The 21,761-nt window shown below is 43.1% G+C and carries 18 protein-coding genes; 9 read left to right on the top strand and 9 right to left on the bottom strand.

Annotated elements, in window-relative coordinates; all coding sequences use genetic code 11:
• The first annotated feature begins 160 nt into the window (after positions 1–160).
• Positions 161–2,203 carry a BCCT family transporter gene (locus tag ACSUPM_RS08315; protein WP_201606726.1) on the top strand — a complete coding sequence of 681 codons (2,043 nt, stop codon included), beginning with the start codon at positions 161–163 and terminating at the stop codon, positions 2,201–2,203.
• Positions 2,204–2,336: 133 nt separating this feature from the next.
• On the top strand, positions 2,337–3,374 hold the full coding sequence (dusB, locus tag ACSUPM_RS08310; RefSeq protein WP_427647090.1) for a tRNA dihydrouridine synthase DusB: 1,038 nt from the start codon (positions 2,337–2,339) through the stop codon (positions 3,372–3,374).
• A 32-nt stretch (positions 3,375–3,406) separates the two neighbouring features.
• Here dusB and ACSUPM_RS08305 read toward each other — a convergent pair whose 3' ends face one another.
• On the bottom strand, positions 3,407–3,796 hold the full coding sequence (locus ACSUPM_RS08305) for a DUF1622 domain-containing protein (protein ID WP_025651814.1): 390 nt from the start codon (positions 3,794–3,796) through the stop codon (positions 3,407–3,409).
• A gap of 211 nt (positions 3,797–4,007) precedes the next feature.
• Here ACSUPM_RS08305 and ACSUPM_RS08300 point away from each other — a divergent pair, with 211 nt between their 5' ends.
• Complete coding sequence (locus ACSUPM_RS08300) at positions 4,008–4,895, top strand: SDR family NAD(P)-dependent oxidoreductase (protein WP_173239484.1); 888 nt, start codon at positions 4,008–4,010, stop codon at positions 4,893–4,895.
• Between the two features lie 173 nt (positions 4,896–5,068).
• Here ACSUPM_RS08300 and ACSUPM_RS08295 read toward each other — a convergent pair whose 3' ends face one another.
• Both ACSUPM_RS08295 and ACSUPM_RS08290 read right to left on the bottom strand, forming a co-directional pair.
• Positions 5,069–5,461 (bottom strand): hypothetical protein, encoded by a 393-nt coding sequence (locus ACSUPM_RS08295; RefSeq protein WP_025651816.1) that lies wholly within the window; start codon positions 5,459–5,461, stop codon positions 5,069–5,071.
• Positions 5,462–5,706: 245 nt separating this feature from the next.
• Positions 5,707–6,693, bottom strand: a complete 987-nt coding sequence (locus tag ACSUPM_RS08290) for an SEL1-like repeat protein (RefSeq protein ID WP_350588154.1) — start codon at positions 6,691–6,693, stop codon at positions 5,707–5,709.
• Between the two features lie 213 nt (positions 6,694–6,906).
• Between ACSUPM_RS08290 and ACSUPM_RS08285 the strand changes: the two genes are divergently transcribed.
• Positions 6,907–7,212: a hypothetical protein gene (locus tag ACSUPM_RS08285; RefSeq protein WP_201578504.1), complete on the top strand. Its 306-nt coding sequence runs from the start codon at positions 6,907–6,909 to the stop codon at positions 7,210–7,212.
• Between the two features lie 113 nt (positions 7,213–7,325).
• Here ACSUPM_RS08285 and ACSUPM_RS08280 read toward each other — a convergent pair whose 3' ends face one another.
• The 3 genes from ACSUPM_RS08280 to lipB form a co-directional block, all read right to left on the bottom strand.
• Positions 7,326–7,799: a hypothetical protein gene (locus tag ACSUPM_RS08280; protein ID WP_350588155.1), complete on the bottom strand. Its 474-nt coding sequence runs from the start codon at positions 7,797–7,799 to the stop codon at positions 7,326–7,328.
• Between the two features lie 199 nt (positions 7,800–7,998).
• Positions 7,999–8,529, bottom strand: coding sequence for an inorganic diphosphatase (locus ACSUPM_RS08275; protein WP_025651820.1), 531 nt, complete (start codon positions 8,527–8,529; stop codon positions 7,999–8,001).
• A gap of 168 nt (positions 8,530–8,697) precedes the next feature.
• Positions 8,698–9,603, bottom strand: a complete 906-nt coding sequence (gene lipB / locus ACSUPM_RS08270; RefSeq protein WP_025651821.1) for a lipoyl(octanoyl) transferase LipB — start codon at positions 9,601–9,603, stop codon at positions 8,698–8,700.
• A 440-nt stretch (positions 9,604–10,043) separates the two neighbouring features.
• On the opposite strand from lipB, the gene ACSUPM_RS08265 reads away from it, so the two are divergent.
• The 4 genes from ACSUPM_RS08265 (at position 10,044) to msrAB (ending at position 17,171) form a co-directional block, all read left to right on the top strand.
• Positions 10,044–11,525, top strand: a complete 1,482-nt coding sequence (locus tag ACSUPM_RS08265; protein ID WP_201578002.1) for a coniferyl aldehyde dehydrogenase — start codon at positions 10,044–10,046, stop codon at positions 11,523–11,525.
• 361 nt (positions 11,526–11,886) lie between these two features.
• The gene (locus ACSUPM_RS08260) at positions 11,887–13,839 is read left to right on the top strand and encodes a glycine betaine ABC transporter substrate-binding protein (RefSeq protein WP_352287984.1); all 1,953 of its coding nucleotides are present in this window, start codon (positions 11,887–11,889) and stop codon (positions 13,837–13,839) included.
• 18 nt (positions 13,840–13,857) lie between these two features.
• Entirely contained in the window at positions 13,858–14,820 is a 963-nt protein-coding gene (locus ACSUPM_RS08255) for an ATP-binding cassette domain-containing protein (protein ID WP_201578010.1), read from the top strand.
• A gap of 527 nt (positions 14,821–15,347) precedes the next feature.
• The gene (gene msrAB / locus ACSUPM_RS08250; protein WP_201578012.1) at positions 15,348–17,171 is read left to right on the top strand and encodes a bifunctional peptide-methionine (S)-S-oxide reductase MsrA/peptide-methionine (R)-S-oxide reductase MsrB; all 1,824 of its coding nucleotides are present in this window, start codon (positions 15,348–15,350) and stop codon (positions 17,169–17,171) included.
• A 109-nt stretch (positions 17,172–17,280) separates the two neighbouring features.
• Here the strand turns inward: msrAB and ACSUPM_RS08245 are convergent, their stop codons facing one another.
• Positions 17,281–18,207: an IS30 family transposase gene (locus ACSUPM_RS08245; RefSeq protein ID WP_350588508.1), complete on the bottom strand. Its 927-nt coding sequence runs from the start codon at positions 18,205–18,207 to the stop codon at positions 17,281–17,283.
• Between the two features lie 370 nt (positions 18,208–18,577).
• Between ACSUPM_RS08245 and pncB the strand changes: the two genes are divergently transcribed.
• Positions 18,578–19,795, top strand: a complete 1,218-nt coding sequence (pncB, locus tag ACSUPM_RS08240; protein WP_350588263.1) for a nicotinate phosphoribosyltransferase — start codon at positions 18,578–18,580, stop codon at positions 19,793–19,795.
• Positions 19,796–19,810: 15 nt separating this feature from the next.
• Here the strand turns inward: pncB and xseB are convergent, their stop codons facing one another.
• Positions 19,811–20,056, bottom strand: coding sequence for an exodeoxyribonuclease VII small subunit (gene xseB / locus ACSUPM_RS08235; RefSeq protein WP_025653249.1), 246 nt, complete (start codon positions 20,054–20,056; stop codon positions 19,811–19,813).
• Positions 20,057–20,123: 67 nt separating this feature from the next.
• On the bottom strand, positions 20,124–21,656 hold the full coding sequence (xseA, locus tag ACSUPM_RS08230; RefSeq protein ID WP_436879840.1) for an exodeoxyribonuclease VII large subunit: 1,533 nt from the start codon (positions 21,654–21,656) through the stop codon (positions 20,124–20,126).
• Positions 21,657–21,761: the final 105 nt, after the last annotated feature.

Below are 21,761 nucleotides of genomic sequence, written 5' to 3'. Positions count from 1 at the left end.
TTACAATTTATTGGCTGATACGCATAGTTAAGGTCAATGTTTGCCTGCCTTATTTAAAAAACACTTAGACAGGCTATTTAAACAGATTATTTGAATAAATGAATGCTATATAACCGTATGACACGCATATCCAATTTCATAATTTTTTAGAGAACATTTTATGAGTAAGTTATCTGGCTCTACTATTTCGATGCCCGTATTTATACCGACAGCGATTGTCATGATATTGCTGGTGATAGGCACTTCGGTCAATCCGCAGCTGGCTAGTGGGCTATTTGAGCAAGTACTGAATTTTACCACTGAGACGTTCGGTTGGTTTTATATGCTGGCAACCGCGCTGTTTTTGATATTTATCGTGGTGCTGGCGTTTTCTCCTTATGGCAGTATTAAGCTTGGCCCTGATCATGGCGAGGCACAATACAACTTCATTGAATGGTTTGCTATGCTGTTTTCAGCAGGCTATGGTATTGCGTTGCTATTTTATGGTGTCGCCGAACCGGTGCTACATTTTGCCACGCCGCCGCTGTCAGAGCCGCAAACTATTGCTGCTGCTAAAGAGGCAATGCAAATTGCTTATTTTCATTGGGGTTTTCATATTTGGGCGATCAATGGCGTAGTGGCGTTGACCTTGGCCTATTTTGCTTATCGTCAGGGTTTGCCTTTATCGATGCGCTCAACGCTTTACCCTATTATCGGTGAAAAAATATATGGCCCTATCGGCCATGCAGTAGATGTATTCGCCATCTTAGGCACTTTGTTTGGGTTGGCTACCAGCTTGGGTATCTCAGTCTCGCAGATTAATACCGGTTTGAACTATTTGGTTCCTAGTATCCCTGTTAATACCACGGTTCAGGTCATTGCCATTACTCTCATTACGGGTTTGGCTCTGATATCAGTATTGGCTGGTATGGATAAAGGGGTAAAAAGACTCTCCATTTTGAATATGATACTGGCAACCACGCTGATGTTGTTTGTGTTTATCGTTGGCCCTTCCGTATTTATTTTAAATGCCTTTATGGAAAATACGGGCAGCTATTTGGGCAATATCGTTGAGCGTACTTTTAGCTTACAGGCCTATCAGCAAGGGGACTGGATTACCAGTTGGACGCTGTTTATCTTTGCATGGACGATTTCATGGTCACCGTTTGTCGGCATATTTATTGCTAAAATCAGCCGTGGTCGTACCATTCGTGAGTTCATCGCAGGTGTGATGCTAGTGCCAACCATCTTTACTTTCTTTTGGTTTGCCGTGTTTGGTGATACAGCGCTAAATATGATTATGGTACAAGGCTATGAGTCATTAATTACTGAAGTACAGAACAATCAAGCGATTGCTTTGTTTAAGCTACTTGAAAATCTGCCGTTTACGCAAGTAGTATCAGCTCTGGCTGTTGTGCTTATTATTACATTTTTTATCACCTCGTCTGATTCAGGGTCTTTAGTCATTGACTCGCTCGCCGCAGGAGGTCGTAGTGATACGCCAGCATGGCAGCGAACGTTTTGGGTGGTGATACTAGGCGTCGTCGCTTCTGTGCTTTTGCTAGCAGGGGGTCTACAGGCGCTGCAAACAGCCGCTATCGTCAGCGCCTTACCGTTTACTATTATTATTTTGATCGCTATGTACGGTATGTGGAAAGCGTTACGTATCGAGGGGCATCGTAATGAGAGTCTGGCGAATGAGAACCATCTACCGCCCCATCTGCTCAAGCTTGAAGCGTGGCGTGCCCGTATTGATTACATCACTGAGCAACCAAGCCGCGAGGCTGTTTTAGACTATATTAAAGGTACGGTCATGTCATCGATGACTGAGGTAGCTGAAAAGTTTAAAGAAACTGGCTGGCACCCTGAAGTAAACTATGATGACACCAATAACCGAGCGGTATTGGAGCTGCAACGTGGCGATGATGTGGAGTTCTGGTATGAGGTGCGTTTATCAAACCATGATATGCCTGACTATTACACGCAAGATGTGACAAGTGGTTTAGAGCAAGCACATCATTACCGGGCGCAAGTTTATCTACGTCGCGGTGCACAAACTTATGATTTATATGGCTATCAATCAGAATCTGTAATCAATGATATTATTGACCAGTTCGAAAAGTACTTAAAGTTTTTACATGAATCGCCTGATAGCTTACCGTGGCGGATGCAAGAGCATGATGAGGACATCACGCTAGAGCAAGGCAGTGTGTTTGATAAATAATTGGTTTAGCTATCAAAACTGAGCATTAATTGTTGCAGGTTTCCCATATGAATAGCTTGCAATAAAGTCAAGAACCCTTAGAATAACGGCTTGTTTTCATTAACTTATCTCAATCAAGAGCAAGCCGTTTTTTATGTCTATTGATTCTCCAGTTTCTTCTGAGTCGTCAGCACAAATCGCCAATGATCATCCTCTATTGCAGCCATTGATGATTGGCGGCTTGACGGTTGAAAACCGTCTAATGGTAGCTCCGATGGCAGGCGTGACGGACAATCCCTTTCGAAGGTTATGCAAGTCTTTCGGTGCAGGTCACGCGGTGAGTGAAATGATCATCGCTGATACCGCGCTTTATGCTCGCAAAAAATCCTTATATCGTGCCAATTTTGATAACGAAATCGCGCCTATTTCTGCGCAGATAGCAGGCGCGGAACCCGATAAATTGGCAGAAGCGGCGCGTTATCAGATTGATAATGGTGCGCAGATTATCGATATCAATATGGGCTGTCCAGCCAAAAAAGTCTGTCGTAAGCTGGCAGGGTCGGCGCTGCTACAAGACGAAGATTTGGTTGCGCGCTTGTTAGATGCTGCGGTAAATAGCGTCAATGCACCAGTGACACTAAAAACGCGCTTGGGTTTTGAAAATGGTCGCGAGAATATCTTGCGTGTGGCGAAGCGAGCAGAGCAGGCAGGCATTGCCGCTATTGCCATTCATGGGCGTACTCGTGAGGATATGTATACTGGTGAGGCGCGTTACGAGTTGATACGTGAAGTCAAAGAGAGTATTAGTATACCCGTTATTGCCAATGGTGATATCGATAGCGCGCAAAAAGCCCAGCGTGTCTATGAGCTGACCGGTTGTGATGCGGTGATGATTGGGCGAGCGGCTCAAGGACAGCCATGGATATTTCGCGATATCGAGCATTTTTTGCGTACAGGAGACATGTTGGCGGCACCGAGTGTGAGCGAAATTAAAGAGATTGTACTGGCGCATTTGCAAGAGCTATATGGCTTTTACGGTGAATACTCGGGGTGCCGAATCGCGCGCAAACACATTGCATGGTATACGACGGGCATTCCAAACTCTAATGCTTTTCGTCAAGCAATGTATGTTGAGGAGAGCACCGTTGGGCAGTTTCGTGTGGTCGAGGCTTTTTTACAGGCTCATGAGTAAGGCATAAATAGCGATTGGCTATGAAGTATTGATTACAACTCATCAGCATGCTCAGTCTTTGATGTTTGTTCAGGCGCAGACTTGGGGTGTTGCCAAGGAAAGCGTCCTTCTAGCTCGACTTGTAGCGATAAGCTTAAAAAAGTTCTAATGAGCACGATAAAACCCAAGACCAAAACGCTACGCAACGTAGGCTCTGTGACGACGGTGGCCATAATGTCGGCGGCGATGAGCACTTCGAGGCCCAATAAAATAGATTTGCCAACCGTCTGTCTGATTTCGATATAAGCGTCATGAGTAAAGCGACCCGTCAAACGAATGGCCCTATAAAATGCATAAAATAGTCCAAAAAGCATAATAAGGACACCAATGACTTCAACGAATTTGGCAATCAGATCAATATAATGAGCTAGCGTTTCTATCAAAAGACAGTCTCCTTTAAGGTGCGTAACATACAAAGGCAATTATAGCTAAAAAACTCGGTAGAGTAAGATGGCAAATTTACTGCCCTTTTGTTATCGGTTTGCAATACTATTTTATAAAATTTTACTGGTACTTTTTCGAGTAATTACAATGTAATTTTGGTATCCTAGAGCTGCACACTATTGGGAATATAATAAACAAAAAGGATTTTTTATGGCTACTCCCTCAAAAAAGGCAATTAGCAAAGCGGTTAAAGACAAACATATCATCATTACTGGTGCTTCAAGCGGCATCGGTGAACGTACGGCCTTTTTACTTAGTGAGTGCGGTGCTCATGTTATTTTATTAGCACGTACCGAAGAGAAGCTAAAAGTAGTAAAAGAAAATATTGAGGAGCTTGGTGGCAAGGCCAGTTATTACCCTTGTGATTTAACCAATATGGATGAGATTGAAACTGTTAGCACGCAAATTTTGGCTGATTTTGGCCATGTCGATGTACTGGTCAATAACGCGGGTCGCTCGATTCGCCGTTCGGTGCATGAGTCTGTTGATCGTTTCCATGATTTTGAGCGTACCATGGACATCAATTACTTTGGCGCTGTCAAAATAGTTCTTGGATTTTTGCCGACGATGATTGAACGCCAAGCCGGTCAAATTGTTAACATCTCATCCATTGGTGTACTGGCAAATAGTCCGCGCTTTGCCGCTTATGTCGCCTCAAAATCGGCATTAGATGCCTTTAGCCGATGCTTGGCTGCTGAAGTGAAAGGCGATAATGTCACGATTACCAATATCTTTATGCCATTGGTACGCACGCCGATGATTGAGCCGACTAAGTTATATCGTTACATGCCTGCGCTGATGCCTGATGAAGCGGCAATGATGGTCGCCAAAGCGATTGTTTATAAACCTAACAGTATTGCCAGTAATATGGGCAAGTTTGCGTCGGCTACTTATTCATTAGCACCAGCGATCAACGTGGGTATCCAATCGATGGGTTATCGTATTTTCCCAAGCACCCGCGCTGGATTGACCACCGATAAAAAACCAAACCTTGCTCAGCGTGCCTTTGCCAGAATTTTACCGGGTGAGCATCACTAAATTGTGTTTGTTACTTATAAAAGAAAAAGGATGCTGCGGTATCCTTTTTTAATGCTTTAAAATTATTCGTAATTTATATGAATGGGTAGGCAGTGGATTTTTTATTTACCATAATCACCGTTATGGGAAAAATGTGTGGTTTACTAGTGAGGATTTTTAATAAACTATTGTAGTTAAATATCTTTAAACAACGGATTTTCTCTAAAAAAATTTATTGATTCTTCATGATTGTAGCTACCAGCTTGCCATAAAACTCGCATGAGGTGATTAAACCTATCAATACAATAATCAATGTCATCTTCGCTATATCTATATGTATCAAATGTCCATGCGACTGTAGAGCTCCTATGAGCACAGACTAGATTATTTATACTATTTCCTAGGTAATAGATATTTCTTGCAAGATTTTTTTCTATCATATTCTTGTCATTCAGGTACTTACTTAACTTTATTAGTGAATATTCAAGATCCCAATATTTATCAACATCCCATGTGTCTTCACTCTCTAAATAATAATGAAAAGAGTCACTATTCCAAAACTTTTCTTCGCATTCATTTATTTCCATAAGCATAATTTCCTGTTTTCTGCATCGAGCTTGCCATTATCAGTGCACCAATATCATCAGTTATAGGAGAAGCTATTTTTTTAGAGTATTGCTAGCATACATATGGCGAACCAATCAGGCGCTTTCACTGGTTCGGTTCCCTAGTGAGGACTTGAATCTTCGGCTGTAGGGTAATGGTCTCAGTATATTAAGATATTTAGGTGGTCACGGTGTACATAACATTGATTTTTTGAGGTCAAACTGACTTAATCTTGATTTATTTTCCTATAGTTATTACAGCTTTCTTGTTGCCCATTTTCACAAGCCTTATTAAACCAGTTCTTTGCTTGAGTATTATCTTGATTAACACCTACACCATCGCGATACATCGCACCAAGATTGTTTTGAGCAGGAGCATATTCTTGATCAGCAGCTTTTGTATACCACTTAAAGGCTTGGGAGAAGTCTCGGCCTACACCGTGACCCATGTAATACATAACTCCAAGATTATATTGTGCATTAGCATTTTCTTGATCAGCTGCTTTTCCAAACCATTTTAGAGCCTGTGAAAAATCTTGTGTCACGCCGTTACCCTGATAATATATTGCACCTAAATTAGCTTGTGCAGGAGCATATTCTTGTTCAGCTGCTTCTGTATACCACTTAAGTGATTGAGGCAAGTCTTGCTCTATACCATTGCCTTCATAATACATTGCGGCTAAATCATTTTGTGCAATGATATATCCTTGATTAGCAGCTTTTGTATACCATTTAAAGGCTTGTGAAAGGTCTTGGTCTACGCCATTGCCTTGGGTATACATTAAACCAAGGTTATACTCCGCTTCAGGAAAGCCTTGATCGGCTGCTTTCGTATACCATTTGATTGCTTCAGCATAGTTTTGAGGGACTCCTTCGCCTTCACGATACATCGCACCAAGATTATACTGCGCCTCAGGAAAACCTTGATTAGCCGATTTCATATACCACTGCGCAGCTTTGGCATAGTCTTGATGAACACCTTCTCCTATATCATACATCCAACCCAAATCGAATTGTGATTCTGCATCGCCCTGTTCGGCTAATTCCTGTACGTCTTCAGCTTTAGTTTCTGTCTCTATTTCCTGAATAGCTGTTTGCCCCTCAGAAGCTTCGTTTTTGGCTTCACTTTGCATTTTTTGACAGCTCGTAAGCGTAAGAGGTAATAAAGCAGTAGAAAAAAGAAGGGCAACTAAATTAGTTTTTTTGAAAATCATATATTTGATTCACTGGTAGAAAAAGTGTTGAATAAGTATATTATCTTAAAGTTTCAAAAGAGCGACTCTCTAAGCAAAAAAATATTGAGAAATTTTTTATTTACTGTAAAGTTTGTCATGAGAGCATGTTCGGTGCGCTATACAGGAATCGAACTCTAAACTGTACACTCACTATTTTTGATAACTTAACAACTGATTTAAGAGAACTATAATATGGATGAAGACGATCTGAGTCTTAAATTTGAGATGCTTATAGATCATATTATAGCTAAAAAAAGTTCTCAGCCTATTCTTAGGGATATTTTTGGTCACTCTAGTGGTGATTGGGTGAATTGCAGAAATTATATAGATGAAAATACATATACTGAAGAATATGAGGGCTTGGATGTATATGTGTGTTGGCTAAATGAGATTAATTCAACTAATGACCAAGGTAGGTTAGTTGCTTTCTTCGAAAATAATCAATTGTATTCTCAAATATTAATATTCAATATGAATACGCTTAAGCTTAAAGCTTAATGAAATTAGGCAGTTTTTAAAGGCATACCCCAAGGGAACCAGATAATTCACCCCTCAAACGTATTAACAGACCACTTAAAATAGACCTCTATAATGGAACCATTTAAAACAGACTAACCAAACGCCCGCCATAACAGCCAAAACAATCCTGCCATCACCGCAGCAATAATCAATAGCCGCTTTGCCCAATGTGGTAAAAGAGGCTTTTCATATCCCAAATCATTAAGTTGGCTCTCTACACCCCTTTGTAGACTTTTGAAACCTTGATCTGCTTGAGTGGTTTTCACACGGTTTTTTATCAGTTTCCCAGCCTCATGTCCGTCTTCAGTTTCCTGCTCTCTATCAAAACTAATGGCGTGGTTGGAGATACCTTGCTTGTTAGCGATGGTATTCAACTTCTGCTGTTGCTTTACCTTCAATGCTGTCTCGTAAGCATCAATTCGAACCTTGGCGTCGTCCATACTGATATTTTCTTCAGCGGCCAAGGTTTTGATAGCCATCACCAGATTGTTTTTCTCAATCATCATGATGACCGCTTTTGGCAGCTTGGCACTGACAGATTTTGAGCTGGGATTGGGGTTAAACATGACTTTCCTTATTGAGGCTTGCTTTATTAGAAATGAAAATAGTTGCAGATAACTTTATAGCTACTGTCGTTTATTATAACCATTTTATAAGCGTGAGATTCAAGCAAAAAAATACCGCAGTCATATCGTGTCTGCGGTATCTTTAAGAGTGCTTATATTTGTGAGCATAAACATCAGCTCATTAGATTATTATTGTACTCTATAGGTCTTTCCAACGTTGGATAGATTCTTTGATCACTTCTTTGGCTTCTGCGACGTCACCCCAAGATTCAACCACTGTTGTACCAGCTTTTTTAAGATCTTTATAGTGGCTAAAATGGAACTGTAACTGGTTGATCAGCTGCTTTGGTAAATCTTCTAGGCTGTTGTAAGCATTGCCTGTATCACGGTCGTCAGCAGGGACGACGACGATTTTGTCATCAACTTCGCCATCATCAACGAATTTCATAACGCCGATTACTTTGGCTTTTAAGAAAATGCCAGTAGGTAAAGGCTGCTCAGTAATGATTAATGCATCAAGCTCATCGCCATCTTCATCAAGCGTTTGCGGGATAAAGCCATAGTTGCAAGGTTTGGCAAAGATTTGTGGATCAACACGGTCAAGCTCAAAAACGGCTAATTCGCGGTTCCATTCGATTTTATGGCTGCTGCCTGTTGGGATTTCTACCACAACGTTGATGATGCCACCGTCGACGTCACCTGCGTCCAAGATTTTATTAAAGTCTGCCATAAAATGCTCCTGTTGCTTTTATATTAAAGTTTGAGGGGTAAAGTTATCTAAGTAGAGGCCACAAATGCTAGCGGCACCTCATGAAAGTCGGCTGCGAGTATAGCAAATTTCCATATCAGTTGCTCGTTATGCTTAAGTCTAAGCAGGCACAAGGTTATGCAAAATAAGCTAAGACTTAGGCGCTACCGGTCGCAATGGGATTTTTCCTGCGTGACGCTGTGCAATATTATCAATCAGCATTTGAGTAACTTGTTTATAGCTTAGCTGCTCAGTCGTCTTTTTGTTGGCTGTCTCATCCAGAGCTGTTTTATCAAGATTGGCTAACTTATTAATTGCCACAAAATCCGCTAAACGTAGCATTTGCATGCCAGCGTAGCCACACGGATTGATGGCGTTAAAAGCCGATAAGTCACAATTGATATTGAGCGCAATGCCGTGATAGCTAAAACCATGTTTAATTTTAAACCCTAGCGAGGCTATTTTTCCTAGCATAATGGCATCCGTTACTGGCAGGGTAGTAGTTTCATTGCTAGTGTCAGAATCCTCGCTATTGTCTGCAGCACACACGTATGAATTATTGTATAAATAAACGCCGGGTGCATCACGACGTGAATGCGCACGGACATGGATACTGTCAAATGAGGCTAAACCTTGCAAACAGGCATTGGTCACGTCCTCAATCGCTTGCTCGGCATGCGATACCAGATTGCGCACACTCCAGCCTATACTGTCCAAATCAAACAACCAGTAAATAACCAGCTGGCCATGACCGTGCCACGTCACTTGTCCGCCGCGATCTGTTTTGATAATAGGGGTGTCAGTCCGTTGCAGGATATGTTCTTCTTTACCTGCTTGCCCAAGCGTGTAGACGTCATTGTGATCGACAATCCATAACTCATCAGGCGTGCGCAAACCTTGCTCTTTTTTGAGCGCAATACGCGCTAACGTGCGTGCTAGCATCGCATCATGGGTAGAGACATAATCGGCTGCCGACAGCGATTTTGTCAGAAGGGTGTCATTAAGCAAGGTATCGTCAAGAAGGCTATCGTGAATCTGTTGCGTTAGGTTTTGCATAAGAGTGACTGTCTTGTTGTGGTCTGGTATAGAGTATTGGCAAATACTGACTGGTAGCGACTGTTCAACGCGCCCCAATATTGAGTGTAGCAGTTTTTAGGATTGCTGCTCAAATTTAAATCCATGCATATATAAAGCAGAATATTGAGGACAGAACAAAGTATTGAAGCATGTTACTTATAAAGTATTACTTAACAGAAGAATCTATATCGTGGGTATTGATGATGGCTGACACGTATCTTATACAAACCCAGCAGTCAATCAAAGAGACTGTTCATTGCTCAATCAATGCGCTACATTAAAGAGTAATGAATGGAATCTTGTTAGTTCTCATAATGATGTGCGCGTATGCGGAGATTTCCGCCAGCGCCTAAATAAAGATACAGAGTTTTAAACCAAATATAGCGTGCTGACTCTAACGCCTATGACAAGGAAGATATATGACAGACAACAATCAAAACACTAATGATCAAGCGTATAAAAACAATGATAAGTCACTTGGTAGTAATAAGTCACATAGTATTGTGACCACTGTTGAAGATATGCAAGCGCAGTTCTCAAGATTACAAGCATTGAGCCGTGCTCAACCAATAAATGATTGGGCGACGCGCGAGACTCAATTAGACAATTTAGAGATGATGCTCAGCGACAATCAACAAAGCATCGCTCAAGCGATCAGCGCTGATTTTGGTTATCGTAGTGAATCAGAGACTCAGTTTGCAGAGCTTGTTCCGAGTTTTACGGGCATTAGCCATGCCAAAAAGCATGGTAAAAAATGGATGAAAACTCGCCACGCCTCTATTTCAGCATTGTATATGCCAGCTCATAATGAGATTCAGCCACAGCCATTAGGCGTGGTTGGTATCATGGTGCCATGGAACTATCCATTATTCTTAGCGGTAGGGCCAATCATTGATGCACTCACGGCAGGCAATCGAATCATGATTAAGATGAGTGAGGCCGCACCGCAGTTCGCGCAAGTGTTTGCCGATCTTATCGCTCATTATTTTTCATCGGATATGGTTTGTGTCGTGCTGGGCGAAGTAGATATCGCTGAAGCTTTCAGTAAGATGCCATTCGATCATCTATTGTATACTGGCTCTACTGCGGTGGGCAAAAAAATCATGGCGGCGGCAGCGCCCAACTTGACCCCAGTTACGCTAGAGCTTGGTGGTAAGTCACCGGTTATCGTGTTGGAAGGTGCCAACTTAGAGGCGGCGGTCAATCGTGTGATGATGGGCAAAACGCTCAATGCTGGGCAAACTTGTATTGCTCCTGATTACGTACTGATTCAGCGCAAAGATCATGAAGTGTTTATTAACCTAGCAAAAGAGTGGATGCAGAAGCATTATCCGAATATCAGCGAAAACCCAGATTACTCGCGTATTATCAATGGTCAGCAATTCAAACGTATCAAAGGTTACTTAGATGCCTTATCTGGTGAAAACATTCATAAGATAACTGATGCAGACTATGATATTGAAACGCGGTTGATGCCGCCGCTGATTATCAGTGAGCCGGCAGCCGATAGTGATGTGATGCAAAACGAGCTGTTTGCACCGATTTTGCCGTTGATGCACTATGATACGCTCGATGATGCGATAGACTTCGTCAATGCGCGTCCGCGTCCATTGGCCCTCTATGTGTTTGGTGAGCGTAATAGCGACATAGAAAAAGTGCGTGACAACACGGTATCAGGTGGCTTGGCTATCAATGAAGTTATCTTGCATGTGGTGCAGCACGACTTACCGTTCGGCGGGGTTGGGCACTCAGGCACTGGCGCCTATCATGGTAAAGCGGGCTTTGAGCGTTTAAGTCATATGAAGCCTGTGTTTGTACAAAACAAGCTCAATGGTATGAATTTCCTATTACCACCTTATGGCGGCTTATTTAACAAAGCCATGGCGTTCATGATGAAATAAGTGTGATGAGATTGGCTGTTTAATAATGATAGCATCTACGTAAGTAGGTGCTATTTTTTGTCCAAAAAACAAAATTTTGATGATTATAGTATTTATTTTTGATGGCTTTATAATATTTTTTATACATAAAGGAAAAGCTGAACCCAGCCAATAGTTATTTATAATCATTCTCATTTGTTGCTACATTTCTTAATATTACCGGACGGTAGTTATGGTAAATTTATATTGCTGATGAGACATAAAGATTGATTTTGCGTGAATTATCAACCCAATGCAGCATTATTCGATATCGATAACCGCATTCAAAAGCTGACTTCAATATCGAAATAATTGATGCCAATAACGAAATATAGGACATCCCATGCGTCAATGGATTGCGTTAAGTTTACTGTGTATAAGTGTGTTGTTGCTGCCAGTGTCAGCATCAGCAGCTTGCGCATCACCGATCAAGTTTGGCGCGTTGACTTGGGAGAGTGGTCAGTTTACGACTGGTATACTCAAATATATTGCCGAGAGCGGTTACGACTGCACGATCGAGGAAGTACCTGGGGCAGGACCCGCACTCGAGACTGCATTGTCGCAAAACGATATCCAAATCATCGGCGAACAATGGGTTGGGCGCTCGCCGATTATGGAGCAGGCCATCAATGACGATAAAGTTGCGGTCATTGGCGATACGCTGCAAGGCGGTGCTACTCAAGGTTGGTACGTCCCTCAATATGTCATGGATGACAATCCGGGACTGCGTCGTTATCAGGATTTGCCTAAGTATGCAGCGTTGTTTAAAGACCCAGAAGATCCTAGCAAGTCACGGTTTATGAATTGTCCGTCAGGCTGGGCGTGTGAGATTTTTAACACCCGACTGCTCAAAAATACTGGCTTAGACGCGGTCTTTAATAATGCCCATCCAGGTACGGGTGCAGCACTCGATGCTGAGATTGCCTCCGCCTTTGAACAGAAAAAACCGTTACTATTTTATTATTGGCAGCCAACAGGGCTCATCGCCAAATACGACTTTGCGCCGCTAGCGTTCCCTGCCCATGAGGATGAGTGCTGGCAAGACTTGTTGTTGGCCGACGGCACCTCGGATTGTGTGTCTGGCTTTCCTGTGTCCCCGCTTAAAATTGCTGCATCGACGCCTTTTATTGATAATAATCCCGAATTGGCAAGCGCTTTTGAAAAAGTACAGTTCACGCCAGATCAGCTAAACAGTGCGATTTTAGAGATGAGTGAAAGCAAGCGCAGTGGTGATGAACAGGCGCTTGAGTTTTTACGTGCCAACCCAAACGTCTGGCAAGCGTGGCTACCCAAAGAAGTCGCTGAAAATCTTGCTGCCAATTTAGGCATCAGTCTAACGGACGATGGCACAGGCAATAGCGGTGTCAATCCATCACTGAATGACGCCACCTCAAGTAATGCCTTCCTAGCATTAACGTCCAGCTTTCCGTCATGGTCCCTTGAGTCACCGCTTAATAAAGCCTTAGCGACTGTAGTCAGAGACTATGGCGATGTGTTTCGGAGTATCAGTAGCGTCACTTTGACCTATTTATTATTACCTATTGAACGTCTATTGACGGTGATCCCCGCATGGTTAATTATTGGTCTGGTGACTGTATTAGCGTGGTTTGGGGTGCGCAAAGTATTGTTTGCTATTGCCTGCGGGGCAGGGCTGTTCTTAATCGGTGCGTTTGGATTGTGGGGCGCTTTGATCGATACGTTAGCGTTATTGATCGTCTCTGTTTTGGTGACAGTGGTTGTCGGTATTCCCATTGGTATTGCTATGTCGGGCAGCAGTCTGCTCCGTAAAATTATTACGCCGATATTAGATGTGATGCAAACCATGCCAAGTTTCGTCTATTTGATTCCCGTGCTCATGCTATTCGGTATTGGTAAAGTACCAGCATTATTTGCCACGATTATCTATGCCTTGCCACCGCTTATTCGTTTGACGACATTGGGTATAACGCAAGTCAATCATGAAATGATCGAAGCGGGGCGCTCGTTCGGTAGCACCCATTTTCAGCTACTCATTTGGATCAAGTTACCACAAGCATTGCCCAGTATTATGGCGGGCATCAATCAGGCAGTAATGATGTCGCTTGCCATGGTCGTACTGGCGTCTATGATTGGTGCGCCGGGTCTGGGAGAAGATGTCTTACAATCTATTCAGACGCTCAATATTGGTCAAGGACTACAAGCAGGTACGGCCATTGTCATTGTCGCGATTATCATTGACCGTATCAGCCAAGCCTTTGGTCAAGGGAAACGCGCGCGGCAAAAAACCATTGAAGCTGGCAAGCGTCCTATCGGTTAAATAATAAAGAGACTACCTATGAATCATATCCAGTTAGAGAATATCAGCAAAATCTATAATGCTAATGAGTCGCAAGCACAATCAGCTTTAAATCTATTAGCAGAAGGTATGGATAGTGTCGCTGTCAAAAAGCAGACTGGCTATTCAGTCGGGCTTTATAATGTTAATTTGGCAATAAAAGCGGGTGAGCTGCATTGCATTATGGGGCTGTCAGGCTCGGGTAAATCAACCTTGATACGCCATCTTAACCGTTTAATTGATCCGACCAGTGGCAAGATATGGGTTGATACCACTATTAATTCCAAGACACTGTCGTCAAAAGCACAAGGCATCGCAAAAGAAAAATCTATAACATCGACTGCTGCTGCACCAGTGAGTGATGCCAGTCCAGCAATTGTGACTCCAACGATGATGGATAATACCAGCTCAAGCGACTCTATCAATATTTTGGAATTGGATGATAAGGGGTTACAACAATATCGCCAGAATACCGTCAGTATGGTGTTCCAGCATTTTGGCTTGATGCCACATATGACAGTCATACAAAATGTGGCTTACGGGTTACGCGTTCGCAAGATGAGCGTGGAAGCACGTCATGAAGTGGCGCGTCATTGGCTTAATGAGGTCGGACTGCCCAATCTAGAGCATAGCTATCCCGATGAGCTATCGGGCGGCATGCAGCAACGTGTCGGGCTGGCGCGTGCCTTAGCGACTGACAATCCGATTCTGCTCATGGATGAAGCGTTCTCCGCGCTTGATCCGCTCATTCGTGCCCAATTACAAGATCAACTGCTTGAACTACAAGACCGTCTCAATAAGACCATCGTCTTTATCACTCATGATATTGATGAAGCGGTCAAAGTAGGTCAGCGTATTAGTATCTTAAATGGTGGCCGCTTAGTGCAAACTGGCACGCCTAGCGAGTTAAGAGACAATCCGGCTGATGACTATGTTGCGCAATTTATGCACGCTAAAGCTTAATAATAAATCAACGTTGGTGGCGTTCTGTCTTTTTTAATTTGCTTTTAAATCAAGATCAAACAGTATCGCTATTTAATGATTGAGACAAAGTCATTTATTTGTTAATGACCATTGTATTTTTGCCCATTAAGATATGACTGCTTGAATTGAGGATATTCCTTAGTTTATCTCCTTATATAAATAGACAATTAGATGCAGACTTGCCTCTAATTACTCTATATCGCCAGTCTTTCCGTGTTGTTAAAAAAATGTAGCAAGGGTATATTCACTATTAAAGTAAACTCCATTAACAGGGTATACTATTAAATTATTCTAACTTATCTCTCCCTATTTTCCCTTGCCTTATTTTTCAACGCCATCGGCTTAGAGCTGAATTTCCTTACTCATATTTTCACTTGGTTTATCCTCTTTTTAGCTCATTTAGATGACCATCGATTGAATTGAGCACCTGCTCTAATAACCTATCAAGAAGATCGTGACCGACTGCGCACGATATGAGTGCAAGACTTCATAAAAAAGGATCCGTTATGCCACATAATAACTTCGACAATGATCACGGCCACAACTCTGGTATGGTAACAAGCTCAAAGCGTCAGCCATCACGTTGGCTCAAAAATGCTAGTGCGCTGGGTGTGACCACAGTATTGAGTGCTGGTCTATTGTTAGCGTGTGGTCAAGTGAGCAGTGCAGAAAGTAAATCGAGTAGTAATACTTCGATTGGTAATAGCAAGTCTGGTAGTGAAAACAATGGTGTGACCAACTCACGCGATATGCTGCCATCTGACATGCTCAAGCAACTACAAGCGTTACCGCAGCTCACTAAAGGTCTGGGTAAAAATGGTGCAGCAGTCATTGATCCAAATAAACCCACTTTAGTTAAATTTTGGGCAAGCTGGTGTCCGCTATGTTTGGGTACACTAGAGGAGACCGAAGAGTGGCGTACCGATCCTAAATTTGCCGACCTAAATGTTGTGACAGTTACCAGTCCCGGTCACCTCAATGAAAAAGCCGATGGTGAGTTCACTACTTGGTATGCAGGCGTTCAAGCAGACTATCCGCAGCTACCCGTGTTGGTCGATAGCTCCGGTGATTTGATTAATAAGCTTGGTGTACAAGTCTATCCTAGCTGGGCAATACTGGACAAAAAAGGCAATCTTGTCCATTTAGTCAAAGGTAATATTACGGCTGAGCAAGCTTATGCGCTGGCCGAAAATGCCAATAATGATTTTGCGGCGCTTAAAAGCGGCAAGGCCAAACTGACAAACGCGCAAGCCTTAGACAATAACAGTAAGATTGAAACCATTAAGCAAAAAGATGGTGTGTACTATAACGATAAAGGTAAGGCGATTAATACCCGCTCAATCTATTTGGCTGGCGGCTGTTTCTGGGGCGTTGAGGCCTATATGGAGCGCGTCGATGGCGTGGTCGATGTGGTCTCAGGTTATGCCAATGGTGATGATGATCAGCCAAACCCAAGCTATGAAGATGTGATTCGCGGTTCAGGACATGCTGAAGCGGTGAAAGTTACTTATGATGCAGATAAGACCGATCTCGACACGATTTTGAAGTATTATTTCCGTGTCGTTGACCCGACCAGTGTAAATAAGCAAGGTAATGATCGCGGTGTGCAGTATCGTTCAGGAATTTACTATACCGATCAAGAGGACAAAGCGGTGATTGATGCCGCACTCAAACGCGTACAAGCTCAGTATAAGCAAAAAGTCGTCGTTGAACATGAAGCGTTAGATAACTTCTATTTGGCTGAGATGTATCATCAAGATTACCTCGCCAAAAATCCAAATGGTTACTGTCATATTGATTTAAGCCTTGCTGATGACAAACCTGAAGGCACAGCACGCACCAAGCTCGCCGCTGTTAGTACGGTTGCCGAGACTTTAGATCCCAAGCGTTATGCTAATTTTGACAAAAATGCTTTGAAGAATACCTTGACCAAAGCCCAGTATGATATTACCCAAGGTGCCGCTACTGAGCGTGCCTTTAGTCATGAATATGACAATCTGTTTGCACCCGGTATTTATGTCGATGTGGTCAGTGGCGAGCCGTTATTTTTGTCTACCGATAAGTATCAATCCGGTTGTGGCTGGCCAAGTTTCACTAAGCCTATTGATATGCAAGTCATTACTCAGCATGAAGATAAAGCCTTTAATATGGTGCGTACAGAGATTCGCTCACGGGTAGCAGACTCGCATCTTGGTCACGTCTTCCCCGACGGTCCAAAAGATCGCGGTGGCTTGCGTTATTGTATCAATGGTGGCGCATTACAATTCATTCCTGTCAGTGCGATGCCGCAATCAGGCTACGCGCCACTGGTTAAGTTGGTCAAATCGTAATTTTCATAGCTATAGTCATTTAATGGTGCTTATTTGCACAGTACAAAAAGACGTTAAGGTTATCCTTAGCGTTTTTTTATATTCCTAGATTAACACACCAAGTGCAACGCTAAGTAATGGAATAAAACACCTGGTTTGGCGTTTTAAACCCTAATCGTTTTCTTGGTCTGTTGTTTAACCTGTCTTCAATGTTTTGAACCTCATCATCAGATACTTGTCTAAAGTCACATCCTTTAGGCAAGTACTCTCTAATCAAGCCATTGGTATTTTCGTTTGTTCCTCGTTGCCATGAGGCATAAGCATCAGCAAAGTAGAACCCACTATAGAGTCTTTGCTTAATGGCTTTATGATCCGCAAATTCCTTGCCATTATCGGACGTAATCGTCTTAACGTGTAGTTTCACTGGAGTTAGCATTACCACCATCGCATCCGCGACCAGATGAGCACTCTTTTTAGTCACTCGCTTCATCTTAACCAAACCTGTCTTTCGCTCTACCACTGTCACGATAGCTTGTTTATGGTTTTGACCAATGATGGTGTCCGCTTCCCAATCACCGATGCGGGATCGCTCTTTTACTACATGAGGGCGCTCATGAATTGATATCCTGTCATTAATACGCCCACGAGTCTCAGTGGTAAGCCTTTGACGATAGGGTTTGGCTTTGCGTCTCAAATATTGCCATAGCCTGCCGCCTTGTTTCTTATCGATCCATAGGTAACGATAGATGCTCATGTGGCTGAGTTTACTATGAACGCCTGCTATTTGTTCAGGACTCCACTGTAACTTAAGTTTATCAACAACCCAGTTCCAGACGTTCAACACAATAGTGAAGGCATTATTTGCTCGCCTCGCTTTAGCGGTGTTGTCTGCATGCTTTGCCCGGTAGCCTCGTAGGCTTTTATTGCGTCTAAGCTCTCTTGATATGGTGCTGGGACTTCTGCCTAACGCCCCTGCTATAAATTTAATACTATGTTGTGCCCCTCTAAGGGCATAAATCTGATATCGTTCCTCTAGGCTTAGATGTGTATAGCTCATGGTTGCAATCTCACTTTGGCGGTGGATAGTAGCTTTGATGCTAGCGCATCTAGGCCTCTTTTTCACCTGCTCTTTGATATTGCACTTCATGTGTTAATCTAAGATTTACCTTTTATACCTACTTTTTATACTAATCTAAGCGGTTGTAAGTAGTCGTTTGGATAGGTAGTCTTTATAAACGTTGCTTGCCCTCGTATGATTTTTGCTGCTAGGCATCGCGATGCCTGCAAAAAACCGCAAATGTGTTTATACTAAATGGTCTTTTAATGTCTCATCATCATTTGTTATTAGAATTTTTGATATCTTTTAGTCGGTATCGCTTAGCTATTGAGCAATATGGATTTTTAACTTTTGCGTTTAAGGTTGTAACATGACGGTCACCTATGCACCTATTATTACCTCGTTGCTTGATAACGATTTGTACAAATTTACCATGCTACAAGCCATGTTACATCAGTTCCCGCAGACCCATGGTGTCTATCGATTTCGCTGCCGTAATAATAATGAAGCGGTCTATCCACTAGCAGACATTAGAGAGTCATTAGAGCATCAATTGGATATGTTGTGTGAATTGCGCTTCTTAGAAGATGAATTGGAGTATTTGCGTGGGTTGCGCTTTATGCGTTCCGATTTTGTCGATTATTTAGAGCTGTTTAAACTTAAGCGCCGTTTTATCACCGTCAGTACGGACAATAAAGGGCGTTTACTGATCGATATAGAAGGGCCAATGATTCAGGCGATGTTCTTTGAAGTGTTCGTGCTGGCTATCGTGAACGAGTTGTATTTTAATGCCTTATCGAGCCCTAGGGTAATAGAGGAGGGACAAAGGCGTTTGGATGACAAGGTTGCGCTGTTGCAGCAGTATGCAAAGCAACAAAACACAGACCAGCCGCCGTTCATCGTCGCAGACTTTGGCACACGTCGACGCTTTAGCAAAAGCTGGCAAGCGCATGTGGTAGAAACTCTGCACAAAGCTGAGCCGAAAGTTGTTAGCGGCACCTCAAACGTTTATTTAGCTAAGCAGCTTGGGATGACGCCGATAGGAACGATGGCGCATGAGTTTATGCAAGCTTTTCAAGCATTGGATGTGCGTTTACGTGACTCACAAAAAGCCGCACTCGAATCTTGGGTACATGAATATCGCGGTGATTTGGGTATCGCGTTGACCGATGTCGTTGGCATGGACGCATTCTTGCGTGATTTTGATCTGTATTTCGCCAAGCTTTTCGATGGTCTGCGCCATGATAGCGGCGATCCGTATATTTGGGGTGATAAAGCCATTGCGCATTATCAAAAACTAAAGATAGACCCGAAGACGAAAATTTTGACTTTTAGTGATGGCTTGACGCTTGAAAAGGCGTGGGAGTTGCATCAATACTTTAAAGAGCGCATCAGAACCAGCTTTGGTATTGGCACCAATCTCACCAATGATATGGGCATCACGCCAATTAATATTGTACTCAAATTGGTTGAGTGTAATGGGCAGCCTGTTGCTAAACTGTCTGATAGCCCAGGCAAGACCATGATCAATAATGATACGTATCTTGCCTATTTGCGCCAAGTTTTCGAGGTTGATGAACCCGAATAGAGAATGAGCCTATCTCTAGCTGTTGCTATTTTCTGTCTTATCTTCTTCAGCAAAAGCGGCATCCAATGCTTGTTGTACTGCATTGATGCGCGTCTCGCAAACGCGATAAGCGGCAATTGATTCTTCCACCGTGGTCATCAAGTTGTCGATATCAGGCTCATCTTGTTGCTGCAATTCAGCCGCATTGGTTTTTAGAATATCGTAAGCTGCCTTAAAGGTTTTTGGGGCGGCTTTTTTGCGCTTGCGAGTAGGGGTAGTCATAGCGTGTCCTAATTTTTAGAGTACAAGTAAGTAAGTAGGGGAGTAATCGTTAGATGTTATTATATGGTTAACTTGGTATATCTGATATTTCTGTCGTGTTCTTCTCAGTATTAACCTCAACAATCTGAGCTTTAGCCTTACCGTCTTTTAAGACGATATGAATGGTTTGCTCAGGGAAGAGCTGTGTGCTGCTGGTGAGTATCTGTTTGTCTTTATCATTAGTCAGCATGGTGTAGCCTTGCTTGAGCACACGAGACGGTCGGTGCAAGAGTACGATATCACGAAGATGGGCGCTATCACGTTGTGCTTGTATCAGCTGCTGCTGCGCGCTCTGCATGATGGTTTTTTGATGGATATCACTGTAGTTATGGGCGCTGGCTAATTGCTGATGTGCAAGGGTTTGCGTCTGTGTGTGTAACTCGGTTGTCAGTCTCGCCGCTTGCTTTACTTGCCGCTGCGCGCTCTGCTGAATACTACGCCACGCATAGTCGCTGTCTTTTTGTAGCGCGGTCAGCTGACCGATGGTACGTGACTGTATTTGGCTCAATTGTCGCGCCGTTTGTTGCTCCGCGATATTGAGTTGACGCTGAGCGGCTTGTTTTATTTGTGTTTGATAATGCAAAGTCTGCGTGACCAGCTGTGCTAAATGCGCCATGATAGCGGCAATTACCTTTGATGGCGTGTCAAAGCTGCTGTGCGCTACTTCATCTAAAATCACTTTATCGCGCTCGTGACCAATACCAACCCAGACGGGGACAGGTTGTTCAGCGACCAATGCCGCAAGCTCGTAATCATTGAGGTAAGCCAAATCTCCCACCGCGCCGCCGCCACGAATAATCACTAATAAATCAGGCAGGCGCTGATAAGTATCTTGGAATCGTTGCTGGGCACTGACGATGGCTTGGCGAATCTCGCTTGGGGCATGATTGCCTTGAAAGGTCGCGTAATGGTAATGGAAGTGACAAGCGCCTGTACTTGCTAAGCGATCAGCATCGGCTTGAAAATCACCTAAACCTGCGGCCTTTTCGGGCGCAATCACGAGGACATGCTCGATATCAAAGGGCACAGGTAATTGTTGATTGAGCTGCAATAAGCCTTCGCCAGTCAAGCGATCGACCATCTCCGCATATTGCCGTGCCAAATCTCCCAAGGTATAGCTAGGATCAATGTCTTCAATCGTAATAGAGAAGCCATATTGTGCGTGAAAGCCTGCGGATACTTTGAGTAATACGGTCAAGTCGCGCTCAAGAGGCATGCCAGTTGACCGCTCAAATTTTGCCAATACGCGGGCGGCTTTGAAGCGCCAGAGATTACCACGGCAGCTGGCGACGACTTTGCCTTCCTCATCTTTTTCAGCCAACTCAAAGTAATAATGCCCACCTTTACTAGACAGATTGCGAATTTCAGCTTTCACCCATACACGGTGGTCAAAGGTTTGCTTGATAACCATCTCAACCGCTGATAAATAGTCACTCAGACGCAGGACCGTGTCTTCCAAATGGTCTTCTTGTTCCGCCAGTTCGGCCTCCAAAGTCGCTAAATCTTTGGCAGGCGCTAATACTTTTGCTGGTTTGGTATTTGAAAAATTGGGTTTGCGCATAATAATAGACCAAGGACTGTGAAAACAAGGGTTCTGAAAACAAATATTCTAAAAAAAAGGTTCTGAAAATAGAGATTTTAAAAACTAAGAAACTGAATAGAATGA

Source organism: Psychrobacter okhotskensis, from assembly GCF_965638355.1.
GTDB classification, from domain to species: domain Bacteria; phylum Pseudomonadota; class Gammaproteobacteria; order Pseudomonadales; family Moraxellaceae; genus Psychrobacter; species Psychrobacter okhotskensis.
The sequence above is the reverse complement of the archived record's forward strand: the minus strand, read 5'-3'. Positions and strand labels throughout refer to the sequence as shown.